The 21,805-nt window shown below is 33.8% G+C and carries 21 protein-coding genes and 1 tRNA gene; 6 read left to right on the top strand and 16 right to left on the bottom strand.

Annotated elements, in window-relative coordinates; genetic code table 11:
* Positions 1–50 precede the first annotated feature (50 nt).
* A complete protein-coding gene (gene bshB1 / locus H600_RS0119310) occupies positions 51–767 on the top strand; it encodes a bacillithiol biosynthesis deacetylase BshB1 (protein WP_026730335.1) in 717 nt (238 codons plus the stop codon).
* A 77-nt stretch (positions 768–844) separates the two neighbouring features.
* Positions 845–918 (top strand) — tRNA-His (locus H600_RS0119305).
* Between the two features lie 384 nt (positions 919–1,302).
* On the opposite strand, the gene ypfJ is transcribed toward H600_RS0119305, so the two are convergent.
* The 7 genes from ypfJ to H600_RS0119270 all read right to left on the bottom strand — a co-directional run bounded on the left by ypfJ (position 1,303) and on the right by H600_RS0119270 (position 11,515).
* Positions 1,303–2,154 carry a KPN_02809 family neutral zinc metallopeptidase gene (gene ypfJ, locus H600_RS0119300; protein ID WP_026730334.1) on the bottom strand — a complete coding sequence of 284 codons (852 nt, stop codon included), beginning with the start codon at positions 2,152–2,154 and terminating at the stop codon, positions 1,303–1,305.
* A 93-nt stretch (positions 2,155–2,247) separates the two neighbouring features.
* Entirely contained in the window at positions 2,248–5,931 is a 3,684-nt protein-coding gene (locus tag H600_RS0119295; protein WP_026730333.1) for a response regulator, read from the bottom strand.
* A gap of 71 nt (positions 5,932–6,002) precedes the next feature.
* Positions 6,003–6,794, bottom strand: coding sequence for a DUF2189 domain-containing protein (locus tag H600_RS0119290; RefSeq protein ID WP_026730332.1), 792 nt, complete (start codon positions 6,792–6,794; stop codon positions 6,003–6,005).
* Between the two features lie 119 nt (positions 6,795–6,913).
* The gene (locus H600_RS0119285; RefSeq protein ID WP_026730331.1) at positions 6,914–8,242 is read right to left on the bottom strand and encodes an aldehyde dehydrogenase; all 1,329 of its coding nucleotides are present in this window, start codon (positions 8,240–8,242) and stop codon (positions 6,914–6,916) included.
* A 78-nt stretch (positions 8,243–8,320) separates the two neighbouring features.
* Positions 8,321–9,010: an RluA family pseudouridine synthase gene (locus tag H600_RS0119280; protein WP_026730330.1), complete on the bottom strand. Its 690-nt coding sequence runs from the start codon at positions 9,008–9,010 to the stop codon at positions 8,321–8,323.
* 168 nt (positions 9,011–9,178) lie between these two features.
* Positions 9,179–9,997 carry a 3-methyl-2-oxobutanoate hydroxymethyltransferase gene (gene panB, locus H600_RS0119275; RefSeq protein WP_026730329.1) on the bottom strand — a complete coding sequence of 273 codons (819 nt, stop codon included), beginning with the start codon at positions 9,995–9,997 and terminating at the stop codon, positions 9,179–9,181.
* 90 nt (positions 9,998–10,087) lie between these two features.
* Entirely contained in the window at positions 10,088–11,515 is a 1,428-nt protein-coding gene (locus H600_RS0119270; protein WP_026730328.1) for an L-serine ammonia-lyase, read from the bottom strand.
* A gap of 300 nt (positions 11,516–11,815) precedes the next feature.
* Between H600_RS0119270 and H600_RS0119265 the strand changes: the two genes are divergently transcribed.
* Genes H600_RS0119265 through H600_RS0119255 form a run of 3 tightly spaced genes read left to right on the top strand, consistent with a single transcriptional unit; the run spans position 11,816 to position 14,788 of the window.
* A complete protein-coding gene (locus H600_RS0119265; RefSeq protein ID WP_026730327.1) occupies positions 11,816–13,963 on the top strand; it encodes a cation:proton antiporter in 2,148 nt (715 codons plus the stop codon).
* Between the two features lie 20 nt (positions 13,964–13,983).
* Positions 13,984–14,412, top strand: coding sequence for an SMI1/KNR4 family protein (locus H600_RS0119260; RefSeq protein WP_026730326.1), 429 nt, complete (start codon positions 13,984–13,986; stop codon positions 14,410–14,412).
* A gap of 16 nt (positions 14,413–14,428) precedes the next feature.
* Positions 14,429–14,788, top strand: a complete 360-nt coding sequence (locus H600_RS0119255) for a VOC family protein (protein ID WP_026730325.1) — start codon at positions 14,429–14,431, stop codon at positions 14,786–14,788.
* Here the strand turns inward: H600_RS0119255 and H600_RS0119250 are convergent, their stop codons facing one another.
* The 5 genes from H600_RS0119250 to H600_RS0119230 form a co-directional block, all read right to left on the bottom strand.
* A complete protein-coding gene (locus tag H600_RS0119250; protein ID WP_026730324.1) occupies positions 14,789–15,472 on the bottom strand; it encodes a 2'-5' RNA ligase family protein in 684 nt (227 codons plus the stop codon).
* 7 nt (positions 15,473–15,479) lie between these two features.
* Complete coding sequence (locus tag H600_RS0119245) at positions 15,480–15,848, bottom strand: iron chaperone (RefSeq protein ID WP_026730323.1); 369 nt, start codon at positions 15,846–15,848, stop codon at positions 15,480–15,482.
* A gap of 101 nt (positions 15,849–15,949) precedes the next feature.
* A complete protein-coding gene (locus tag H600_RS0119240; RefSeq protein WP_026730322.1) occupies positions 15,950–16,417 on the bottom strand; it encodes an SRPBCC family protein in 468 nt (155 codons plus the stop codon).
* Between the two features lie 168 nt (positions 16,418–16,585).
* Positions 16,586–17,536, bottom strand: a complete 951-nt coding sequence (locus H600_RS0119235; RefSeq protein ID WP_026730321.1) for a polysaccharide deacetylase family protein — start codon at positions 17,534–17,536, stop codon at positions 16,586–16,588.
* A 5-nt stretch (positions 17,537–17,541) separates the two neighbouring features.
* On the bottom strand, positions 17,542–17,934 hold the full coding sequence (locus H600_RS0119230) for a DoxX family protein (protein WP_026730320.1): 393 nt from the start codon (positions 17,932–17,934) through the stop codon (positions 17,542–17,544).
* An 85-nt stretch (positions 17,935–18,019) separates the two neighbouring features.
* Here H600_RS0119230 and H600_RS0119225 point away from each other — a divergent pair, with 85 nt between their 5' ends.
* Complete coding sequence (locus tag H600_RS0119225) at positions 18,020–18,856, top strand: helix-turn-helix domain-containing protein (RefSeq protein ID WP_026730319.1); 837 nt, start codon at positions 18,020–18,022, stop codon at positions 18,854–18,856.
* An 11-nt stretch (positions 18,857–18,867) separates the two neighbouring features.
* On the opposite strand, the gene H600_RS0119220 is transcribed toward H600_RS0119225, so the two are convergent.
* The 4 genes from H600_RS0119220 to H600_RS0119205 all read right to left on the bottom strand — a co-directional run bounded on the left by H600_RS0119220 (position 18,868) and on the right by H600_RS0119205 (position 21,783).
* Positions 18,868–19,449 (bottom strand): LOG family protein, encoded by a 582-nt coding sequence (locus H600_RS0119220; RefSeq protein ID WP_026730318.1) that lies wholly within the window; start codon positions 19,447–19,449, stop codon positions 18,868–18,870.
* A 71-nt stretch (positions 19,450–19,520) separates the two neighbouring features.
* The gene (locus H600_RS0119215) at positions 19,521–20,036 is read right to left on the bottom strand and encodes a GNAT family N-acetyltransferase (RefSeq protein WP_245176604.1); all 516 of its coding nucleotides are present in this window, start codon (positions 20,034–20,036) and stop codon (positions 19,521–19,523) included.
* Between the two features lie 79 nt (positions 20,037–20,115).
* Entirely contained in the window at positions 20,116–20,646 is a 531-nt protein-coding gene (locus tag H600_RS0119210) for a GNAT family N-acetyltransferase (protein ID WP_026730316.1), read from the bottom strand.
* Between the two features lie 12 nt (positions 20,647–20,658).
* Positions 20,659–21,783: a lactonase family protein gene (locus H600_RS0119205; RefSeq protein ID WP_026730315.1), complete on the bottom strand. Its 1,125-nt coding sequence runs from the start codon at positions 21,781–21,783 to the stop codon at positions 20,659–20,661.
* Positions 21,784–21,805 lie beyond the last annotated feature (22 nt).

The following is a 21,805-nucleotide window of genomic DNA, read 5'->3' as shown; positions in this document are numbered from 1 at the left end:
CGTTCTGTGCGCAATCTGAAACTTGAAACCTGAAACCTGAAACAAAAATTATGAAATTAGACATATTAGCATTCGGTGCACATCCAGATGATGTAGAATTAGGTTGTGCTGGAACCATTTTAAAAGAAGTTTCGCTTGGGAAAAAAGTTGGTATTGTCGATTTAACCCGTGGCGAATTGGGAACGCGCGGTACCGCAGAAATTAGAGATCAGGAAGCAAAAGACGCAGCGAAGATTTTAGGAGTTCTGGTTCGCGAGAATTTGGCCATGCGTGACGGCTTTTTCGTAAACGATGAAAAGCATCAATTAGAAGTGATAAAAATGATTCGTAAGTACAAGCCCGAGATTGTGTTGTGTAATGCCATTGATGATCGGCATATTGATCATGGAAAAGGAAGCAAATTAGTTTCTGATGCTTGTTTTCTTTCAGGCTTAATGAAAATTGAAACTTCAATTGATGGCGAACCACAAGAAGCTTGGAGGCCTAAAATAGTCTATCATTATATACAGTGGAAAAATATCACTCCAGATTTTGTTGTAGACATTACTGGTTTCGAAGAAAAGAAAATTGAAGCGATTATGGCTTATAAAACCCAATTTTACGATCCAAATTCAAATGAGCCTGCAACGCCAATTACGAGTAAAAACTTTTTTGAAAGCTTAAATTATCGTGCGCAAGACTTAGGAAGACTAGTTGGAAAAGATTTTGCCGAAGGTTTTACAGTTGAAAGGTGTTTGGCAGTCAATAGCTTAGAAAATTTGATTTAATTTTTATGAAAATTTTTCATTTTTTTCTTTGTAGAACTCAACCTTTGTTCTATATTTGCACTCGCTAAGCAAAAATGGTGGTTGTAGCTCAGCTGGTTAGAGTAGCGGTTTGTGGTGCCGCGGGTCGCCGGTTCGAACCCGGTCAGCCACCCAGATAAAAAGCCTTGAAGAAATTCAAGGCTTTTTTTGTGCGTTTAATTTTTTTGAACCATATAAGTAATATAAGTTCATTTTAGATTGAGGTTGAATAAGTAATAAGGTTTAAAAAAAGAAGATTTAAATTAAAGAAACTAATATTCAAATATAGCCCGTGGTTTCAACCCTGGGTACGCTAAAATACATGTAGAAATAAATTGTGATATGCCTTGCGCTCCAACGGTTGAAACCTTTGGCATTGTTTTTTAATATGACCTCTAATTGATTTTTTATGAAATACAACCAAAGTCTAAAATGAACTTATAGGGATTATAAAAAATAAAAAAAGCACAACAGTTATGTTGTGCTTTTTAGGTTGGTTATTCTATTGGTTTTTGTATTATTCAATTTCTTCAAAGGTTGTGCCTTGTCGAATATCACCAGTTTTAAAGCCTTTTTTAAACCAGTACATTCTTTGCTCAGATGATCCGTGTGTGAAGGAGTCTGGAACTACATGCCCTTGCATTTTGCTTTGAATTGCGTCGTCGCCAACAGCATTCGCGGCACTTAAAGCTTCATCAATGTCATCTACATCTAAATTTTGTTGATTATAATGTGTCCAAACACCCGCGTAAAAATCAGCTTGGAGTTCTAAAGCTACTGAAAGTTTGTTGGCTTCAGCTTCACTTTTCCCTTCTTGAGCCTGACGCATTTTTGCTGAAGTGCCCAGCAAAGTTTGTATATGATGGCCAATTTCATGTGCTATAACATATGCAATGGCAAAATCCCCACCTCTAGCGCCAAATTTATTTTTAAGTTCTTCAAAGAATCCTAAATCCATATAAACTTTTTGGTCTCCAGGGCAATAAAAAGGCCCAGATGCAGATGATGCGCCACCACAAGCTGTTTGTACAGAGCCTTTAAAAAGAACTAGTTTTGGTTTTTTATAAGTCATTCCATGTTCTTCAAAAATTTTGCTCCAGATATCTTCAGTATCCGCCAGAATAACTCTGACGAAATTCCCCATTTCTTCATCTTCTTTACTTAATGGCGCAGCGGCTTCGGTTTGAGTCTGTTGTCCACCTTGCATTTGTTCAAGTGCCGCTCCTACAGTTTGTCCAGTTTCGCCACCAAAAACGTTTAATAACAAAATAATTATTCCGATAACGCCTCCTCCAATAGCTACTTTGCCACCAGATAAACCTCTACGGTCTTCCACATTATCGCTTTGTCTTCTACCTTGCCATTTCATAGTGTGCTAGATTTAAACTTATTATGTTTTTATTAATACGAATTTATATATTTTTCGGGAATTTTGAGGCAAAACGACCGATTTAGTTTTGAACTATTTTAACCACTTTCGCAATGCTTCTTCCACAGTGCCTCTAATAATAGGTTTTGATATATAATCGTTCATTCCGGCTGCAATACATTTGTTCTTTTCTTCTTTTTCAGCGCCGGCTGTTACGGCTATAATTGGAATGTTTTTGCCAATTTTAGTTCCTCTAATTGCTTTCGTGGCCTCATAACCATTCATGATAGGCATTTGAATATCCATGAAAACTAAATCTGGATTTATGTTTTCAATTTGTTTTACAGCTTCATAACCGTTTTCACATTCAAAAATAATCGAATTCATGTTGATGTTTTTGACAATAGTTTTCAAAAGCAACATATTCACTTTGTTATCTTCAACAATCAAAATATTTATTTTTTCAATGTTTGAATTATAGCTTAAAGAATATTCAGGTTCAGCTCCATTTGAAAGTGCTTTTAATTTCTCATTAACTGTATTTTCACTTGTTTTTAGATTTAAATCAAAATAAAAAGTGCTTCCTTCATCAATTTTGCTGTTTAGCTGTAAACGGCTTTCCATTAAGGCTAATAATTGATTGGAAATGGTAAGTCCTAATCCGGTTCCTCCAAATTTTCTTGTTGTTGAACTATCTTCTTGCGAAAATGCTTTGAAAATTTTCTTCTGGTTTTTTTCTAATATTCCAATTCCGGTGTCAATAACCGAAAAGCGTAAAAGATGATGGTTGTCGTGTTTTTTATCAAGAACAGAAACATTTAATTTAATCGAGCCTTCATTTGTAAATTTGATGGCATTGGATAAAAGATTGATCAGAATTTGTTTTAAACGTACAATGTCGGTCCAAATGTATTTTGGCACATTTGGATCAACATTCAATTCAAGCAATAGGCTTTTTTGATTGGATTCGTAAATAATCAAATCAAAAATTTGTCCAAGTATTTTTTGAAGATCATATAAATCGATATAAAGTTCCAGCTTTCCTGCTTCGATTTTTGAGAAATCAAGAATATCATTAATAATTTCAAGCAACGAATGGGCTGATTGATTAATGGTTGTCATGTATTTTTCCTGAATTTCTTCAAGATTTGTTTTCATCAATAAATGCGTAAATCCGATGATTCCGTTTAAAGGAGTTCGAATTTCGTGCGACATGTTGGCTAAGAAATCAGATTTAGACTTGTTTGCCGCTTCAGCAAGCTCCTTTGCTTTAATGGCATCTTCACTTTCCTTGATTTTAGCTTGATTTCTATGTCGGTCTAAAGCTGATGAAATATTATTGGCTAATATTTGGTAGATGTAAATTTCATCATCGGTCCACTTTCGCTCTTTGGTACAATCATCGAAGCCAATAAAACCAGAAAAGACATCATTTGAAAATAACGGAAGAATCAAAATTGATTTAATATCGTTTGTAACAAGCAATTTCTTGAAAAATGTTTCTTCAAGATTTTGAGTCAGCATGTTCAATACCTTTTTGCTTTGCGAGTGAAGAATAATTTCGTTTAAATTTTCTTCTGTAAATTTTTGAAGCTCTGTTATTTGATGAACAACACCTTCTCTTGACCATTTATATTTCTGGCTGATTGTATTGGTTTCAAAATCTTTTTCATAATAAAAAATATGATCTGCTTTTGATGCTTTTCCAATTATATTGTAGGTTTCTTGAAACATTTTTTGAGGTCCTTTGCTTGAAAGAAATTTTTCAGTGCAAAGTGCCATCGCCGAAAGAAGATCACTTTTCAGTTCCAGTTTTTTCTCTGCTTTGAGTCTCATTTGTGATGAAATTGCCAACGAAATAACATCTGAAATGGTTCTAGCGTAGTTGATGTCTTCGTTGTCCCATTCTCTTTTTTCACCCGTGCTTTCAAAACAAACAACACCGGCTAGTTGTCCGTTTAAGAAAATTGGAACATCAAGCATCGACTTGATTTTGTTTTTGGTGAAATAAACCTTTTGAAACTCAGATATTTCTATTTTGTCAAAAACATCAGGTGCATTTATAATGGCTTTGTTTTTTAAGGTTTCAAAATAAATTGGATAGGATTCTTTGTCAAGAATGTTTTTGTCACTTAAAGTTTGATTGTCACGGCTAAACAAATTTTTGCAAGTAATGACATCATTAGAAAATTTCCAAAAACTGACCCTGTTCGCTTTTGATACAATTCCCCCTTCTTTTATGATATAATCGATTACGGTGTCAATACTCTCATATTCGGTGAAATTAGTGGTTGAAAGTTTTTTAGTTGAATTATTGTAAGATTCAATTTTTTCTAAACGTCTTTTTTTCTCATTTTCGACATTTTTAAGTTCAGTTATGTCTCGGGCAATCCCAGCAAAACCAGTAGTAATTCCTAAATCATTTTTGCGGACAATTACTTTTTGGGAAATCCATAATTCGTCACCATTTTTCTTTAAAATTGGAATTTCGATTGTTGGATAATTGAGCTCGTTTTGCTCCAAATTTTCATAAAAATCAACCGCATTTTTGATATAATCGTCATGAATAAAATTAGAATAATGCTGTAAAAGAACTTCATTTTCGGTATATCCTAAAATTGAATAACCAAACTCGTTTATAAATGTAAAATGTCCTTCAATGCTTATTTCAAAAATAATATCCGTTGCGGTTTGAATCAGATTTTTATATTGATCTTGAACTATAATTTGTTCAGTAACGTCCTGACCAATACTAATAATGAGATTTTCTGAAAACTTTTTATCTTTCCATTGAATGTATTTGTATTCGCCGTTTTTGTTTTTTAGTTTTCTTATGTATAGTTTGTTGTCTATGTAGTTTTTATAATAATTGGCACTATTGAATTCGGAGTCTTCCGTTAGTTTCCAAAACTCAAACCCCATAACTTGGTCTGGTTGATAGCCTAAAATAGAAGTAATTGTTTCGCTGCAAAACAGCAATTCGCCATTTTCGTTTGTTGCAATTGTAAGCGAGTTTCCTTTATGTACGATTTCATTTGTAAACCTGTAATTGTCTCTGTTGTTTTGCAAAACTGCGTATTTTACTTGGTTTATGATAAAAATGACAATGGTGAAATCGATTAAAAGTACCGAAGATTTTATCGGGATTAATTGAAAAACGACAGTCGTAACCAGGTAAAGAAAAGTCAAAGCAACAAAAAGCCAATAAACTTTTATAGGTTTTAAAATGCTGTATGAAAAGAAAAAAGATATTAAAAAAGTAATAATTGGCAGAACATCATCTGGAAGGCAAATGATGTTGCGAGCTACGTAGGCAATGTAAAAAAAGAAGGAGACAATAAATATTTTTTGAACATGATCACGCAAATATTTGATTTTATCCGTAAGGATATATATCATAAGTACGCTTAGGCCAATAATCGTATTTATAATCAGTAGGCTTTTTGGCCTAATTTTGAAAATTTCATTGATGATCTCAATTACGATCACGGCAATACCGAAAAATAATATATAAAGCTGGTATTCTTTGGTTATCGTTTCGGTATCTTTTTTCTTCTGAATGAAATAGCCAATCCTGGTTTTGATTCGTAAGAATTGATAAATCAAAATTCCTAAAAATGCAAATAAGGAAAGTCCTAAAATAATGAGTTTTGGATTGTTGTAAAAAATGACTTCTGGGTTAAAAACAAACCAGTTTGTTAAAATTGATTTCAGGGTATTGCCAGCAAAGGCAATTCCTGAAATCATTGTATTATAAAAACTGTAGTTCTCTACCATAAAATTTAGGAATGTACGGTTTAGGTAATAGCACTTTTTGAATTTCTAAAGTTGGTCAGCCTCATTTGAATTTAGAGATCCGATTGGCCAATACTGTCAATTGGATCTTCTTCATGTTCCATCGGAAAAATTGCGCAGTAAGCCGCATAAATCATTGAAGTATTAAAAACTATTGTAAATAGTAATCCTACGCCACAAGCGAATACTCCTATTGCGGAGCCTATAAGTCCAATAATGAATAATCCGAAAATCAATAATGGATTTTTAGTCACAAGTACAATACTTCCTTTAATTGCATCTATCGCTTTTAGGTTTCCGAAAAGAATCAGCGGAACAGTAAAATACATGAAAAAATTGATAAAAATTGAAATAGCAACGCCTATAAAAATAAAACCAGCACTTTCAAGCGTATTGGCAATTGCATTGTTTATAGCAGTTATAAGTAAAGTTGCTGCAAACAATTGCGCAAAATAAGGTGCCTTGAAATAATTAAAAATATGAAAAACTTTAAATTCGTTGTCTTTGTCAGCAGAGTCAGCCATTTTGAAGAATCCTGCGCCAAAAGGAGCGACAAGAGCTGATAAAAGCGAAACTCCAATTGTTGAGATTAAAGCATCTTCTAGGGTTGGTTTTGAAGGTTTTAAACTTTCTTCAATCATTTTAGGAGCATTGTCTAAACCATAAACCGATCCTAAAACGGCTACAGCGACAATTCCGATAATGACTGAAAAAACTAAAATGATTAAGGCAGAGTAAAGCGATATTTTTTTAAAATTTTCGAAAGCATGTTCAAAAACGCTTGAAAAATCTAGTTTATAGCCATTTTTTTTTATGTTTTCGAGTAGGTCAAGTGTAGATTTCATTTTGGTATGGAATTGTTTGTACTTTTAGAATTTACGGTCATTATTGAAACGTAAATATAGTATTTTTAATCAATTGCATAGGATATTCTACAAAATTAACGAAGACATTTTTTTGTGCTTTAAAGCCAGTCTAATAATCGTTTAAGTGAGGTTAATTTGTCTTTATAAGGAGCATATCGCATAGGTAGGTCAAGCCAATTTGCTTTTTTTACTACAGCCTTATGATGCGAGAAAATATCAAAGCTGAGTTGTCCATGGTACGCACCAATTCCGCTATGTCCTACACCCCCGAAAGGTAATCTTTTATTGGAGAAATGAACTACGGTATCGTTGATGCATCCGCCTCCAAATGAATAGGTTGTAATTAGCTTTTTAGCAAAAGATTTATCTTCGCTAAAAACATAAAATGCCAAAGGCTTTTCGTAACGGCTGATTACGTGTTCAATGTCGGCTTCGTTTTCGTAAGTCAGGATAGGCAAGATAGGACCGAAGATTTCTTCTCTCATTACAGGACTATCTAATGCAGGTTCTTCGATTATAGTAGGTGAAATATATAATTTATCAGCATCGGTTTCTCCGCCAAATATTACTTTGTCACGCTCAATCATACTATCCAGGCGAAGCCAGTTTTTAGTGTTGATGATTCGTGCAAAATCGGGTGATTTGTCTATTTTTTTGCCATAAGCTTTTAGGATTTCGTCAATTAAAAAAGTAACGAAATTAATTTTCATGTTTTTCTGAATCAGAATATAATCGGGAGCAATACAGGTTTGACCAGCATTGATGAATTTTCCCCAGACAATTCGTTTTGCGGCTAATTTCAAATTTGCCGTTTCATCAATGATACACGGATTTTTGCCCCCTAGTTCTAAAGTAACTGGAGTCAGATTTTCGGCCGCGGCTTTGGCGACAATTTTTCCAACCGAAACACTTCCTGTAAAAAAGATATAATCCCAACGTTTTGCAAGTAATTTATTGGCTTCTTCGATTCCGCCTTCAACAACTTCTACGTGTTTGACATGGAATGTTTTAGAAATAATTTTGGTAATAATTGCGGCTGTATGTGGCGTAAGTTCAGATGGCTTTAAAACAACTCTGTTTCCGGCAGCAACGGCAGCAATCAATGGGCATAGCGCCAATTGAAAAGGATAATTCCATGGGGCAATTACTAAAACTTTTCCGTAAGGTTCTTTATAGATATAATCTGTTGACGGAAAATTGAGAAGTGACGGGAAAATATTTTTGGGTTTAGACCACGAATAGATGTTTTTGATCGTGTCTTTTAGTTCTGAAATGACATAATTAGTTTCGGTTAAAACAGCTTCGAATTCTGGCTTTTTGAAATCATCGTATAAAGCTTGAACAATCAAATCTTCGCTTTTTTGAATGTTATACAACAACTTTTTAAGCGTTTCTTTTCTGTATCCGATGTCGTTTTTGTAGTCCATTTTATGATCAGCTTGTTTTCTATGGCTATGCAAGTTAATCGATAATATTTAAAAAATTAACAATTATATCATAAAAAATCAAACGGCATTCCAAATTGTTTCGTCCGGAGTTGATGCAATAATCGTAATATTTTCCTTAGAAACCGGATGAACAAAAACTAGTTTTCTGGCGTGAAGATGAATTCCACCGTCAAGATTACTGCGATCAGCGCCATATTTAAGATCGCCTTTTATTGGAGAACCAATTGCAGAAAGTTGCGCTCTAATTTGGTGATGACGCCCAGTATGAAGATTGATTTCAAGAGCGGTATAATTTTGAAGCTCTTTAATGATTTTGTAGTCCATACTTGCTAATTTGCTATCAGGAACTTCTTTTAAATGTGCTTTTGAAGTATTGTTTTTTTCGTTTCTTTTTAAGTAATGTACCAGTTTTGCAGAAGCTTCACTAGGTTTGTTTTTTACAACCGCCCAATATGTTTTTTTAGTTTCACGATTGCTGAAAAGCTCATTCATTCTCGATAAAGCTTTGCTTGTTCTCGCAAAAACTACAATTCCTGTTGTAGGCCGATCCAAACGATGAATTACACCCAAGAAAACATCACCAGGTTTATTGTATTTCTCTTTTATATATTCTTTTACAACATCAGATAAAGGTTTGTCTCCCGTTTTATCTCCCTGCACAATATCACCCACACGCTTATTGACGACAATAATGTGATTGTCTTCGTGCAAAATTTGGAGATTGTTTTTATCTGAAATAATTTTCATTTTAAGTTGAAATTTAGATTGAGAAAGTTTGGCTAAAGCCTTCCAGTAGCTTTAAAAATGAACCTCCAGCTAAAGCTGGAGGCAATTGAGTTTTAATTTTTAAGTTCTTTGAACCTTTGTAGCTTTGAATCTTTGTGCCTAAAACCTTAGTATCTTAGAACCTTAGAACTAATATTGTTCACTAGCGTTAGGGAAATCCTTTGACTTTACATCAGCAGCATATTGTCCGATTGCTTTTGTCATTGATTCATAAAGATTCAAGTAACGACGCAAGAAACGTGGACTGAATTCATTGTTCATACCTAACATGTCATGGATAACTAAAACTTGACCGTCGACACCACCGCCGGCACCAATTCCAATAACTGGAATCGAAATGCTATCCGCCACTTTTTTGGCAAGTTCAGCTGGGATTTTTTCAAGAACTACGGCAAAACATCCTATTTTTTCAAGCATTTTAGCATCTTCAATCAATTTTTCAGCTTCTTCATCTTCTTTAGCTCTTACGCTATAAGTTCCGAATTTATAAATAGATTGAGGAGTCAAACCTAAATGTCCCATAACAGGAATTCCGGCGTTTAATATTTTTTTGATTGATTCTTTGATTTCTTTTCCGCCTTCTAATTTTACAGCATGTCCGCCACTTTCTTTCATAATTCTGATAGAAGAACGCAAAGCTTCTTTAGGATCAGATTGGTAGCTTCCAAAAGGTAGATCTACCACAACTAAAGCTCTCTCGACAGCGCGAACAACAGATGAAGCATGATAAATCATCTGGTCTAAAGTAATTGGCAAAGTCGTTTCGTGACCTGCCATCACATTTGAAGCAGAATCTCCTACTAAAATCACATCGACGCCCGCAGTATCAACAATTTTTGCCATTGTGAAATCATATGCAGTTAGCATAGAGATTTTCTCTCCATTGCTTTTCATTTCAATTAACGATTTGGTAGTGATTCTTTTATAATCTTTTTTAGCAACTGACATTATGAGTAAGTTTTAATTTTATTAATGATTTTAAAAGCAGTTAATGCTCCTAAAGGTGATTTTTTTGTTTGCAAAATTAAGTAATATATTCTAACAATCAGCCATATTAACGGCAATTGCCAATCCACCTTCAGAGGTTTCTTTATATTTTGAATTCATATCTTTTGCTGTTTCCCACATTGTATTGATTACTTTGTCTAAAGGAACTTTAGCATTTTTAGAATCAGTTTCAAGAGCTAATTCTGCTGCGTTTATGGCCTTTATAGCGCCCATTGTATTTCGTTCAATGCAAGGAATCTGAACCAATCCACCAATTGGATCACAAGTTAGGCCCAAATGATGTTCCATAGCAATTTCGGCAGCCATTAAAACTTGTGCAGGAGTTCCGCCCATTAATTCGCAAAGCGCCGCCGCGGCCATTGATGACGAAACACCAATTTCGGCTTGACAGCCTCCCATTGCAGCTGAAATAGTAGAGCCTTTTTTGAAAATACTTCCAATTTCTCCCGCAACCATCAAAAATTGTTTGATTTCTTTTTCACCTGCATTATGGTTTTCGATTACCATATAATACATTAAAACTGCCGGAATAACGCCCGCACTTCCGTTTGTTGGAGCGGTAACGACACGACCCAAAGAAGCATTTACTTCATTCACTGCCAATGCAAAACAACTTACCCATTTTAAAATCTGGCGAAATTTAACTTCGGTTTTTCTAATTTCTTCCAGCCAAGATTGTGGATCAGTATAATTAGACAAACCAATCAAATTTTGATGCATATCAAAAGCGCGTCTTCGAACGTGAAGTCCGCCCGGAAGAATACCTTCAGAATGGCAACCAATGTACATGCATTCCAACATGGTATTCCAAATGCGCATTAATTCAGAATGAATTTCTCCTTCTGAACGCATTGATTTTTCATTTTCATATACAATTTCTGAAATTGATTTGTTTTCTGAGATTGTATAATTCAAAAGCTCAACCGCATTTTGAACTGGAAAAGGGAAAGCACATTTTATGACTTCTTTTATTTTGGCATTTTCGCGTTCCTCTTTTACAACAAAACCACCTCCAATTGAATAAAAAGTAGATTCGTATTCAGAATCATCATTTTTATAAGCGGTAAATTTCAAGCCATTGGCATGAAAAGGAAGGAAGTCTTTGTTGAAAACAATATCCTGAAGAAAATAAAACGGAATCGTATATTGATTTGCCAAAATAATTTCGTTTTTATTTTCAATAGTTTTAATAATTCCAGCAATATTTTCAACCGGAATATATTCGGGATCTTGCCCGCTCAAACCGAGCATTACGGCCAAATCTGTTGCGTGGCCTTTTCCGGTTAAAGAAAGCGAGCCGTACAAATCGACTTTTACGCGCTTGATTTGATCTAAAATAGATTCGCTTTTTAACTCGTCTAAAAAGCGTTCTGCGGCTCTCCAAGGCCCCAAAGTGTGTGAGGATGAAGGTCCAACACCAATTTTAAGCATATCAAAAACAGAGATACATTCTTCCATTGTTTCATTTTTGTTACTACAAAGATAATTGAATAATGCAACGAAGATTCGCTTTTGATTGTTAATCTTGCATTTTTGTTAAAAATGATATTAAATATTAATAATTTGGCAACAAAATAAATTTAATTGCTTAATATGCAGATCACGTTAAAAGTTAGCGTTTTTTCGGTATTTTTGTAAAAAGCCTTAATTCATACGGCTTAATCTCTTTGGTAGAATTACGAAATTGCTTCAAAGGATATTTATTATCCGGAAATGTCTTTTTACAAGTTTTAATACCACAAAGCATAAAATTACAATATGATAGAATTTTTCAGGCATTTTTTACAGGAATTCGAATTACCGCTCACAAATCCAGTATTGATTTTTTCTTTAATACTTTTTATAATCCTGCTTTCCCCAATTTTATTAAAAAAAATCAATATTCCTGGAATTATCGGGCTTATTATTTCGGGCGTTATAATTGGTCCACATGGTTTGCATCTTTTAGAAAAAAACTCGGCAGTTAATTTATTTTCAACTATTGGGCTTTTGTATATCATGTTTATCGCGGGACTCGAGTTGGATATGAATGAATTTAAGGCCAATCGAAACAAAAGTTTATTATTTGGATTTTTTACGTTTATAATTCCGCTTTCAATTGGTTTTCCAGTATGTTATTATTTACTTCATTATGAATTTAATGCGAGTTTTTTAACGGCGAGCATGTTTGCAACGCATACATTGGTGGCGTATCCAATAGTGAGCAAATTAGGAATTGCTAAAAATCAAGCCGTTGCAATTACAGTTGGAGGAACAATTTTGACAGATACTGCTGTTTTGATCATTCTGGCCGTAATTATGGGAAGCAGTCAAGGAAGCTTAAATCAGGCTTTTTGGATAAAATTGACAGTTTCATTAGCGATTTTCTCGGCGATTATGTTTTTATTAATTCCAAGAATTGCAAAATGGTTTTTTAAGAAATTGGAAAGTGAAAAACATGCACATTATATTTTTGTGCTTTCTGTTGTTTTCTTTGCCGCGTTTTTAGCTGAAGTAGCAGGAGTAGAGCCTATTATAGGAGCTTTCGTTGCAGGATTGGCATTGAATCCTTTGATTCCACATTCTTCTGCTTTGATGAATCGAATTGAGTTTATCGGGAATTCATTGTTTATTCCGTTTTTTTTGATTTCTGTTGGAATGCTGGTCGATGTTAGCGTAATTTTAAGCGGACCAACGGCTTTAATTGTTGCAGCAACTTTGAGCGTTGTGGCAATTTTTGGAAAATGGGCTGCAGCTTTTTTTACACAGATTGTTTTTAGATATACTAAAACCGAAAGACAACTTATTTTTGGTTTGAGCAGCGCCCATGCAGCAGCAACATTGGCAGTGATTTTGGTGGGGTATAAAGCCAAAATTTTAGATGAAAATATTTTAAACGGAACCATTATTCTGATTTTGATAACCTGTATTGTAGCGTCTTTTGCAACTGAAAAAGCTGCGAAAAAAATTGCAATTTGCGAAGAAGAGATTTCACATGAAGATGCCGATAAAGACCAGATTTTAGATGAACATATTTTGATTCCGTTGGCAAAGACCTCTGCAACCGCAAGTTTGTTGGATTTTGCGCTTTTGATTAAAGACAAAAAATCATCAAATCCGGTTACTTTATTAACAATAGTTCCAAACAATGATCAGGCTGAAAAGAATATCTTGAAGTATAGAAAAGCGGTTGACAAATTCGTTATTCAAGGCTCAGCTTCTGAAGTGAAAATTAATACGATTGCAAGGATTGATCATAATCCTGCAAGCGGAATTGCCAGAACTTCTAAAGAAATCATGTCGGATATTGTGATTATTGGCTGGCCAAAAAAGACTGGATTTTTGGATAAAATTTTTGGAGAAAATGTAGATTCGATCATCAACAATGTTGACAAAAGTTTATTCATTTGCCGATTTCCGACTAATTTTATTGAAGAAAAAAGACTTGTTTTTATTTGTCCGCCATTTTCTGAAAGAGGAATTGGTTTTCATCTTTTATTGCAGAAAATTTGTAGATTGTCGCAGGAATTAAGCATTCCGATTGTCCTTTATGCCGATTATAAAACGCACCAAACGATTCAGAGTATTGCTAATAATTTGAGATTGAATGCTAAATTGGGCTTTAAAAGCGTTATGGAATGGGATAATTTCGAATCAATTTCCGATGAAATAAAACCAACTGATTTGATTGTTTTCAATTTATCACGAAAAGGTTCTGTTTCGTATCAATCTATTTTTGAAAGACTTCCACAGAAATTTGAAAAGTTCTTTGGAGAAAATAATATTATTTTGGTTTATCCACAAGACGATCGACAAGAGAGTTCAATGGATGCTTACGAGGATTTTACTGCAACTCCATTGACAAAAGGACTTGAAGCTATTGAGCAGATTGGTCGTGGTTTGGGGAACATTTTGAAGAAGGGATAAAGAATTTATTTATCATTTTTATGACTGAAGAATTAAAAGGAATTTTTAGAAAGTATGATTTTCCGGCGCGTCGCGAGAATTCTTTAATTGAGGTCGAAGATATTCAAGTACATTTAAAATTTGATCTTCCTAAAGATTATGTTTTTTATTTAGAGAACTATTTAGGAATAGATCAGTTTATTGGGGTTGAGTTTATAAAACTTTGGAGTTTAGAAGAAATCATTGATTCTAATTTGGAGTATCATATTTTTGAAAAATTACCACAAACACTCGCAATAGGAACAAATGGAAGTGGTGAATTTATAGGAATTGAATTTGACGACAATAATTCTCTAAAAATTATTCTTTCTCCATTTGTTGATTTAAATGCAGAATATCATGTTGAAATAGGAAATTCATTTACTGATTTTCTTGTCAGACTTGATGAGAAAATAGAATGGTTTTCATAACTAAAAATGAAGAAGTATGAACCACAATATAAAATCAATTCGTCCTTTCATCGGATCCAAAAATTTCGAAATTTCCAGAAATTTTTACCGTGATTTAGGATTTGAAGAATTTGTAATAGAACATAATTTATCGGTTTTTAAGAACAAAGAATTTGCTTTTTATCTTCAAGATTATTACACAAAGGAATGGATTGAAAATACTATGATTTTCCTAGAAGTTGACGATGCAGATCGATATTACAACGAACTTTCAGCACTTAATTTAACGGAAAAATATGGCGTAAAATTGACTCCAACTCGCCATTTAGATTGGGGAAGCGAATGTTTTCTTCACGATCCGTCTGGAGTTTTGTGGCATTTTGGGATGTTTAAATAACTATCTCAAACCAAAATTCCCCAAAACACGCGTGGTACTTTTACGCTGATACCAATCATTATAAACGAGTTCCAGATTTTTTACATCAAATTCTCCAAAATCAAAATCGCGAAATTTATCCGTAATTTCAATTAATTTTTTTGGATTTTGAAGCGGTTCCTGAAAACGCATAACAGTTGAATGCGCGGTAGAAATTGTATAGCGACTGTCGATAGTTTGTTGCAATTCGGAGTTTTTAAAGTTCTCACGAAGTTTATTTCTTAAATTATCCAAAGTCTGATCTGTTGGAAAACCTTGAATCATAAGAGCAGAAGGCGAGGCCGTAACGCCTTTAAAATGAATCTTGATTTTATCAGCATCAACCATGCTTTTGCAGATAAGCTGAATATAATCGTTTGGCGAAATCTGGGTCAGTTGAAATTCCTCCGAACAAGAAATAATCGACATAACCGTGATATGAATATCAGAGTCTGGATAGTAATATTGCTTAGGTTCAATTGCTTTTAACTCGTTTAAAAAAAGCTGCATATTCGCCTTTACTTCATCGCTTGGACGAATTAATAGCGTTATTCCAAATCGGGAATCTGATTCGTTTTTTAACTCTGAATCAATCGCATATTTTCCTGCTGAAATCGCTTCAGAAGATGTTTTGTAAAGTTGATTGTAGTGCTCTGATAAATTCATTTAAATATTATTTCTTTTTTGCCTTTTCAAGATTTTCTTTCACTCGAAATTTCACAATTTTAGTGATCAAATTATAAGGCATTTTATCTTTTAATGGAAACTGGACAGAACCCTTTCCTGATTTATATTTTGAAAGCTCGTCTTTAAATTCTTCATGCCCGCTTGGCAAAGCATAAAGCCCGATATGATTTTTAAAGGCTGCAAAATAAACTACAATTCCGTTTTGCTCAAAAGCCGGCATCGAATAACTGATTTTTTCTTTTGCATCTGGCGCGGCTTTCTGAATTGTCATTCTTAATTTCTCCAAAATTTCCTGAACATTATTCGGAAACCCGCCAATATATTCGTCGATGTTTTCGGGTTTTTTAGTATCCATTTTGTTTGGTTTAAAAGTTTCAAGTTTCAAGTTTCAAGTTTCAAGTTTCAAGTTTCAAGTTATCAAGAGAACCTGAAACTTGAAACCTGAAACAAAAAAAATTAAGCTAGCCCTTTCGGAAATCGGTCTAAAACTAAATTTAGCTGTAATTTATGTTCCAAATACGCTTTTGCACCGGCTAAAACTAAAGTAAAGCCTTCAGTAGAATTGCGGACCTGATCGATTATTTTGTCTGAATCTCCGTGAAATCCAGAATTTGTAATACTCACAAAAGTCTCATTTTCATTCAACGGACTAAAAATCCATTCAACCAAAGTAATTTCATCTGGATTTCCCCATTCAATTACAATTTTTTTATTTTCCTGTAAAACTAAAGTCGTCACTGAAAGCGAAAAACCATACATCTCCCAAGTCCATTCTGTTTTTTGGTTTTCTTCTAATTTTCCTGATCCTTTTGTAAACCAAAATTTACGGGTGATTTCTGGATCTATAAAAGCCTGAAAAACTTCTGAAACAGGTTTTCTAATCAGCATTTCGGCTTTTGCAAATTTGTTGTTTTCTGTTTTCATGGTTTATGTCTAAAATGTGCGTTGTAAAATAGAGGCAAATACTTCAAAAAAAAACGAAAAATCAAAACATTTTTTTTTGAAGCCCTAATTTAAGAAAGAAATTCCAATTACCAGAAATAAAAAATCCACACAAGTTTTAACTTGTATGGATTTCAAATTCTAAATTGATTATTCTCTTATTGTAGTCTTGTCGTGAAGTGCAATTTCGGCGATTTCATCTTTGCGTTTGAAACTCACACCCTGATGTTGTTGCATGTATTTTATTAAATCATTTGTGGCTTTTACCATTTGTGGAGTTCCTCCAATGCGGTCGTGAAAACTAATTGACATTTGGCGTCGTTGTGTTTCACTTTCGGCGTATAATTGGTCAAATTCCATTTTAGCTTGTTGGAAAAATTGATCTGATGAAAAGTTTTTCCCTTCAATCAGAACTATGTCGTTGCATCTGATTGTGTATGGAACTACTGCAAAATCTTTATTTTTTACCTGAATGATAAAAGGTTCATCATGGCTAAGATCATCGATATGATATTTGAAACCAAGTTCTTGTAAAATATTGAGTGTGTTTTGTCCTCGGCGCAGCCAGTTGGCATTATAACCAACAGGAGTAAAACCAGTGACTTTTTTTATAGCATCAATACCATCTTTTATGAACTTTTTTTCTTCTTCATACGGCATTGTATATTGTGTGCTCCAGCTCATTCCGTGTGCGGCGGCTTCGTGGCCTCTTTGTATAATCTCTTTTGCCAGTTCCGGATTTTTTAAAACAGCGGTTCCAACCATGTGCGAAGTTACTTTTACGCCAAGTTTATCCCAATTGTCCAACATACGTGGAATTCCTTCTCTATATCCGTATTCATACCAGGTAGAAGCAGGGAGATCAATAAATCCTTTTTGCATATTTTGAGGAAAAGGACTTTCGGCATTTAGCGGTTGTCCTCCGGCTTCAAACTGCATAGAGATTGAAACCACTAATCTTGAGCCGTCTGCCCATTTAGTTTTTTTAGAAGAAAAAACAGGAGCATTGTTTGAAACTTCAGAAAATGTTTCAATAGGATTCATCAGGCCAACCATTCCTATTATTCCGGTTTGTTTAATAAAATTTCTTCTTGAACTCATAATGCTTATTTTTTAATTAATGTATCAATAGCCCAACTGTTATCATTTATAAAATGTAACAGTAAAGCAAAAAAAGCAATGTGCATTAGTTGTGACGGAATGGCTTCCCAGTTTTCAATCATTGAGGTGCCAAATAATAAAATTAGCATAATTACAGCTCCGGCAATTAAAGATGGTTTTGTAAATAAACCCAGTAATAATAAAACGCCAATTGAAAATTCTGCTACGGGTAAGATGTAACTAAAAGGAGTTACAAGAATTTTTGGCAGCATAGAATTTTCAAAACTATTGGTCATCCAGTTACTAAAAGCTTCCAGTTTTGGTAGTCGTACTAATCCATGTCCAAACATGCTGATTGCTATTGCAATGCGCAATAATAAAAAAGAAATTGTTTCCATATTGTTGTAATTTTATACAACAAAGTTGAGAAGATCTGCTTTTTTAAATTTGTACAATCATTGGAATATTTTGTACTTTTGAAAGATGGAAATTAGAAATTTATACCATCCATTTGAACTTCAGTTTTTAGAAGTTTTAGAATATGAAGCGAAAGAGCGCAAAAACACTTTTTTTGAAATGGTTTTTGTATTGGAAGGAAAAGGAATTCAGATCATAAATGATCATCGATTACCTTACAGCAGTGATAAGTTATTTTTGATTTTTCCTGAAGATACTCACAGTTTTGAAGTTACTGAGAAAACGAAATTTTTCTTTATTAGATTTCATAACAGTTATCTTAAAACTCAAAGCAGCGAATGGATTCAAAAACTTGAATTTATTTTTCACAATCATAATCATTTGCCGGGATGTATATTAAAGACAGTGACAGACAAGCCATTAATAAGAGCAATGATCGAAGCCCTTATTAGAGAAGAAAAAAGTCATGATCAGCAGCAACAAGAAGTAATAAAACAAATTCTAAATACTATAATAACCATTGCCGCAAGAAATATTTCGCTTGTAGCGAGTATAAATTTTGAGCAGACCAGTACGATGCCAAATTTAGATTTACTGCATTATGTTCATCAGAATATCTATCGGCCAGATCAATTGAAATCTTCGAAAATGGCAACAGCTTTTAATGTTTCACCAACGTATATAAGCGAGTATTTTAAAACCAAAACAGGACAGAATATACAAGAATATAGTATCGCATATAAAATTAAGCTGATTGAAACCCGATTAAAATTTACCAATATGCGTATTAATGAAATCGTGTACGAATTTGGTTTTAGTGATGCAAGCCATCTGAATCGATTATTTAAGAAATATACAGGACTAAACCCGAGTGCATATAAAAAGCAGTTTAAAAACTTATAATCTGAAACACATTAAACTTCTTCTTTATTTATCCATTTTCCAACCGTTGGCGGATTGTAGTTTTTCATTTTTTCCAATAAATCCGAAATATTGTCGCTTACCAAAAGCATTTTCTGATTAACATCTTTAAGAAGGCCTTTTTCAACCATTGTTTCTGTCAATTCAATCAGGGAATCATAAAATCCGTTTATGTTTAAAATTGCGATTGGTTTTTTATGAAGACCTAATTGCGCCCAAGTCAGCATTTCGAAAAGCTCTTCAAGTGTTCCAAAGCCACCAGGAAGTGCAATTACGCCGTCGCATAAATCGTTCATTTTGGTTTTGCGTTCGTGCATACTTTCGACTACAATTAATTCGGTCAAGCCTAAATGTGCGATTTCTTTAGATCGAAGGAAATTTGGAAGAACGCCAATAACTGTCCCGTTTTCACTAAGCGCGCCATCTGCAACAACACCCATTAAACCAACATTTGCGCCTCCGTAAACTAAACCTATATTTTGTTTAGCCAAGGTTTTTCCCAGTAATTGTGCTTGTTCTCTAAATATTTCGTCGGTACCAAAACTTGATCCGCAGAAAACGGTTATATTTTTCATTGTTTTGTTTTTTTGTGAAAATGTGAAATGTTTGCTTCAATCTAGCATCTTACATCCTAACTTTCACATTTTTATTTCTTCTTTAGTTCGTATTCAAAGTAAGGCACATTGATTCCATTAATTTCGAATGTCATGTCATTTATTTTTTCTGCTCCGAGTTTTAAAACGGCTTTTTGTGAGCGAAAATTCTCTGATCCAATGTGAAAAAGGATTGAGTCGACATGCTGAAAAGCATAATCAATCATTAATTTTTTGTTAGACTTATTATATGGTCCGCCCCAAAATTTTCTGGCAATAAATGTGTAGCCAATTGCAACACTCGATTTTTCGGGATTGTAATCATAAAAACTTGATGTACCCATTATTTCATTGGTTTGCTTATCAAGAATTAAAAATGGACTTTTTGTAAATATCATTTCAAAAAAAGCGCTGAAAACTTCTCTTTTGTATCGGTCTTTTACAGGATTCTGTTCCCAAATTAAAGGGTCTGAAGCAGCTTCAAATAATGCTTCAAAATGTTTTTCTTCTAAGGGAATTAATTTTGTGATTTCGTTTTCTAGGAAATCAGGCTGTAAATTAAAGTTCATTGCTTGCATTTTTTTATGGTTTTAATAGCGGTTTTAAATTTTAATTCGGCTAATAAGAAAAAACGAAACAGTTTCTATTTTAGTTTTTTCTTATTTCGTATACAAAGTTATGCCTCGAAGGTTCGTTGTAATATGCAACATTGATTTCATCAATTTTTTCGGCACCTAATTTTTCTATTGCTTTTTGCGAACGATAATTTTCTGCTCCGATATGAAATCGCACTTTATCAACAAATTGAAAAGCATAATCGAGCATTAATTTTTTTACTTGTGGATTAAAACCGGTTCCCCAGAAATTTCTTCCGTAAAAAGTATAACCTATAAAAATGCTATTGTTTTCAGGTTCATAGTCATAAAATCGTGTGCTTCCGGCAATTTCGTTTGTGGTTTTATCTAAAATTAAAAAAGCGCCCTTGCTTTCCATCGCACCTTCAAAAAAGTTTCGGAAGACGTCTCGTTCATAGCGATTTTTATTAGGATGTTGTTCCCAAACTAAAGGATCTGAAGCTACTTTATAAAGTTCTTCAAAATGTTTTTCTTCTAACGGAATTAATTTTATGATTTCGTTTTCTAGAAAATCAGGTTGCAAATTGAAATTCGATTGTTGCATTTTTTTTAAAGTTTAAATTTTTTTAATCTGAACACACGAAACATTTTCCATTTTAACTTCTTTTCCTACTTTTTTTAGTAAGCCTGTTTTTAGATTTCTTTTAAAAACTACGACATTTCCCGTATTTACATTCGAAGCGACTAAAAATTTTCCGCTTTCATCAATGGCAAAAACTCTTGGGTGTTTTCCTAAAGTCGATTTGTAGCCAATGTTTTTCAACATTCCGTTTTCATCAATTGTAAAAATGGCAATGTTGTTTTCTTTTCCACGGTTTGTGGCATACAGAAATTTTCCGTCAGGTGAAATATGAATGTCAGAACTTTCAAAACCCTCTTTTATTTTATCAGAATGTGTTGCAATTCGCTGTATTTTATTTAAAACGCCATTGTCATATTTGTAAACACTTATTTGACCTGCCATTTCCTCAATGCAATAACCAAATTTTTGATTGGGATGAAAAGTAAAATGTCTTGGTCCAGCTTCTAAATCTGTCTTTGTAAATGGATTTTCAGTTGCGATTAAAGGTTTTTTCTGAGTCGCATCAAATCTATAGCAACGAATTTTGTCTGCACCTAAATCTGGCAAAAACAAATAATCGCATTGAGGCGAAAATACAGCCGAATGAACGTGCGAACGTGTTTGTCTTTCTTTGTGTGTACTTCCATCCGTATATTGGAAATTTTGCGCTATCGAATCAATTTTGCCGTTTTCCAAAATTGGGAAAACAGAAACACTTCCTTCAGTATAATTGGCATTGGCAATCCATTTGCCGCTTTTGTGGACCGTTACATAAACCGGATTTTCGCCACCGCTTCTTTGGCTGTTTAAAAATGTCAGCGTTTTGTTTTCGGTATTAAATTCAAAACTGCTGATGCTTCCTGCGTTTGGCGTTTTGGTATCCGTGCAAGCGTAAATGTATTTTCCATTTGGCGAAACAGTCAGATACGAAGGATTTATAACATTTTTTGCCGAAGTAAATTTTTTCAATTTTCCGTTTACGGTATCTAATTGATAAACTTGAATGGCTTCTGCCGATTTATCGCGATTGTAAGAGCCCAGAAAAACATAGGTGTTTTGAGCGAAAACAGAAATTGTAATGAAAAACAAAAGTGCCGTTATATTTATTTTTAGTTTCAAGACTTTAAGATTTTGGGTTTAA

This window comes from Flavobacterium denitrificans DSM 15936, assembly GCF_000425445.1.
GTDB lineage: Bacteria > Bacteroidota > Bacteroidia > Flavobacteriales > Flavobacteriaceae > Flavobacterium > Flavobacterium denitrificans.
Note: the sequence above shows the minus strand (reverse complement) of the source record. Positions and strands in the feature narration are given on the sequence as shown.

Coding starts and splice junctions, on each gene's coding strand:
- bshB1 (WP_026730335.1), top strand. CDS start 51: ATGAAATTAGACATATTAGCATTCGGTGCACATCCAGATGATGTAGAA.
- ypfJ (WP_026730334.1), bottom strand. CDS start 2,154: ATGAAATGGCAAGGTAGAAGACAAAGCGATAATGTGGAAGACCGTAGA.
- H600_RS0119295 (WP_026730333.1), bottom strand. CDS start 5,931: ATGGTAGAGAACTACAGTTTTTATAATACAATGATTTCAGGAATTGCC.
- H600_RS0119290 (WP_026730332.1), bottom strand. CDS start 6,794: ATGAAATCTACACTTGACCTACTCGAAAACATAAAAAAAAATGGCTAT.
- H600_RS0119285 (WP_026730331.1), bottom strand. CDS start 8,242: ATGGACTACAAAAACGACATCGGATACAGAAAAGAAACGCTTAAAAAG.
- H600_RS0119280 (WP_026730330.1), bottom strand. CDS start 9,010: ATGAAAATTATTTCAGATAAAAACAATCTCCAAATTTTGCACGAAGAC.
- panB (WP_026730329.1), bottom strand. CDS start 9,997: ATGTCAGTTGCTAAAAAAGATTATAAAAGAATCACTACCAAATCGTTA.
- H600_RS0119270 (WP_026730328.1), bottom strand. CDS start 11,515: ATGGAAGAATGTATCTCTGTTTTTGATATGCTTAAAATTGGTGTTGGA.
- H600_RS0119265 (WP_026730327.1), top strand. CDS start 11,816: ATGATAGAATTTTTCAGGCATTTTTTACAGGAATTCGAATTACCGCTC.
- H600_RS0119260 (WP_026730326.1), top strand. CDS start 13,984: ATGACTGAAGAATTAAAAGGAATTTTTAGAAAGTATGATTTTCCGGCG.
- H600_RS0119255 (WP_026730325.1), top strand. CDS start 14,429: ATGAACCACAATATAAAATCAATTCGTCCTTTCATCGGATCCAAAAAT.
- H600_RS0119250 (WP_026730324.1), bottom strand. CDS start 15,472: ATGAATTTATCAGAGCACTACAATCAACTTTACAAAACATCTTCTGAA.
- H600_RS0119245 (WP_026730323.1), bottom strand. CDS start 15,848: ATGGATACTAAAAAACCCGAAAACATCGACGAATATATTGGCGGGTTT.
- H600_RS0119240 (WP_026730322.1), bottom strand. CDS start 16,417: ATGAAAACAGAAAACAACAAATTTGCAAAAGCCGAAATGCTGATTAGA.
- H600_RS0119235 (WP_026730321.1), bottom strand. CDS start 17,536: ATGAGTTCAAGAAGAAATTTTATTAAACAAACCGGAATAATAGGAATG.
- H600_RS0119230 (WP_026730320.1), bottom strand. CDS start 17,934: ATGGAAACAATTTCTTTTTTATTATTGCGCATTGCAATAGCAATCAGC.
- H600_RS0119225 (WP_026730319.1), top strand. CDS start 18,020: ATGGAAATTAGAAATTTATACCATCCATTTGAACTTCAGTTTTTAGAA.
- H600_RS0119220 (WP_026730318.1), bottom strand. CDS start 19,449: ATGAAAAATATAACCGTTTTCTGCGGATCAAGTTTTGGTACCGACGAA.
- H600_RS0119215 (WP_245176604.1), bottom strand. CDS start 20,036: ATGAACTTTAATTTACAGCCTGATTTCCTAGAAAACGAAATCACAAAA.
- H600_RS0119210 (WP_026730316.1), bottom strand. CDS start 20,646: ATGCAACAATCGAATTTCAATTTGCAACCTGATTTTCTAGAAAACGAA.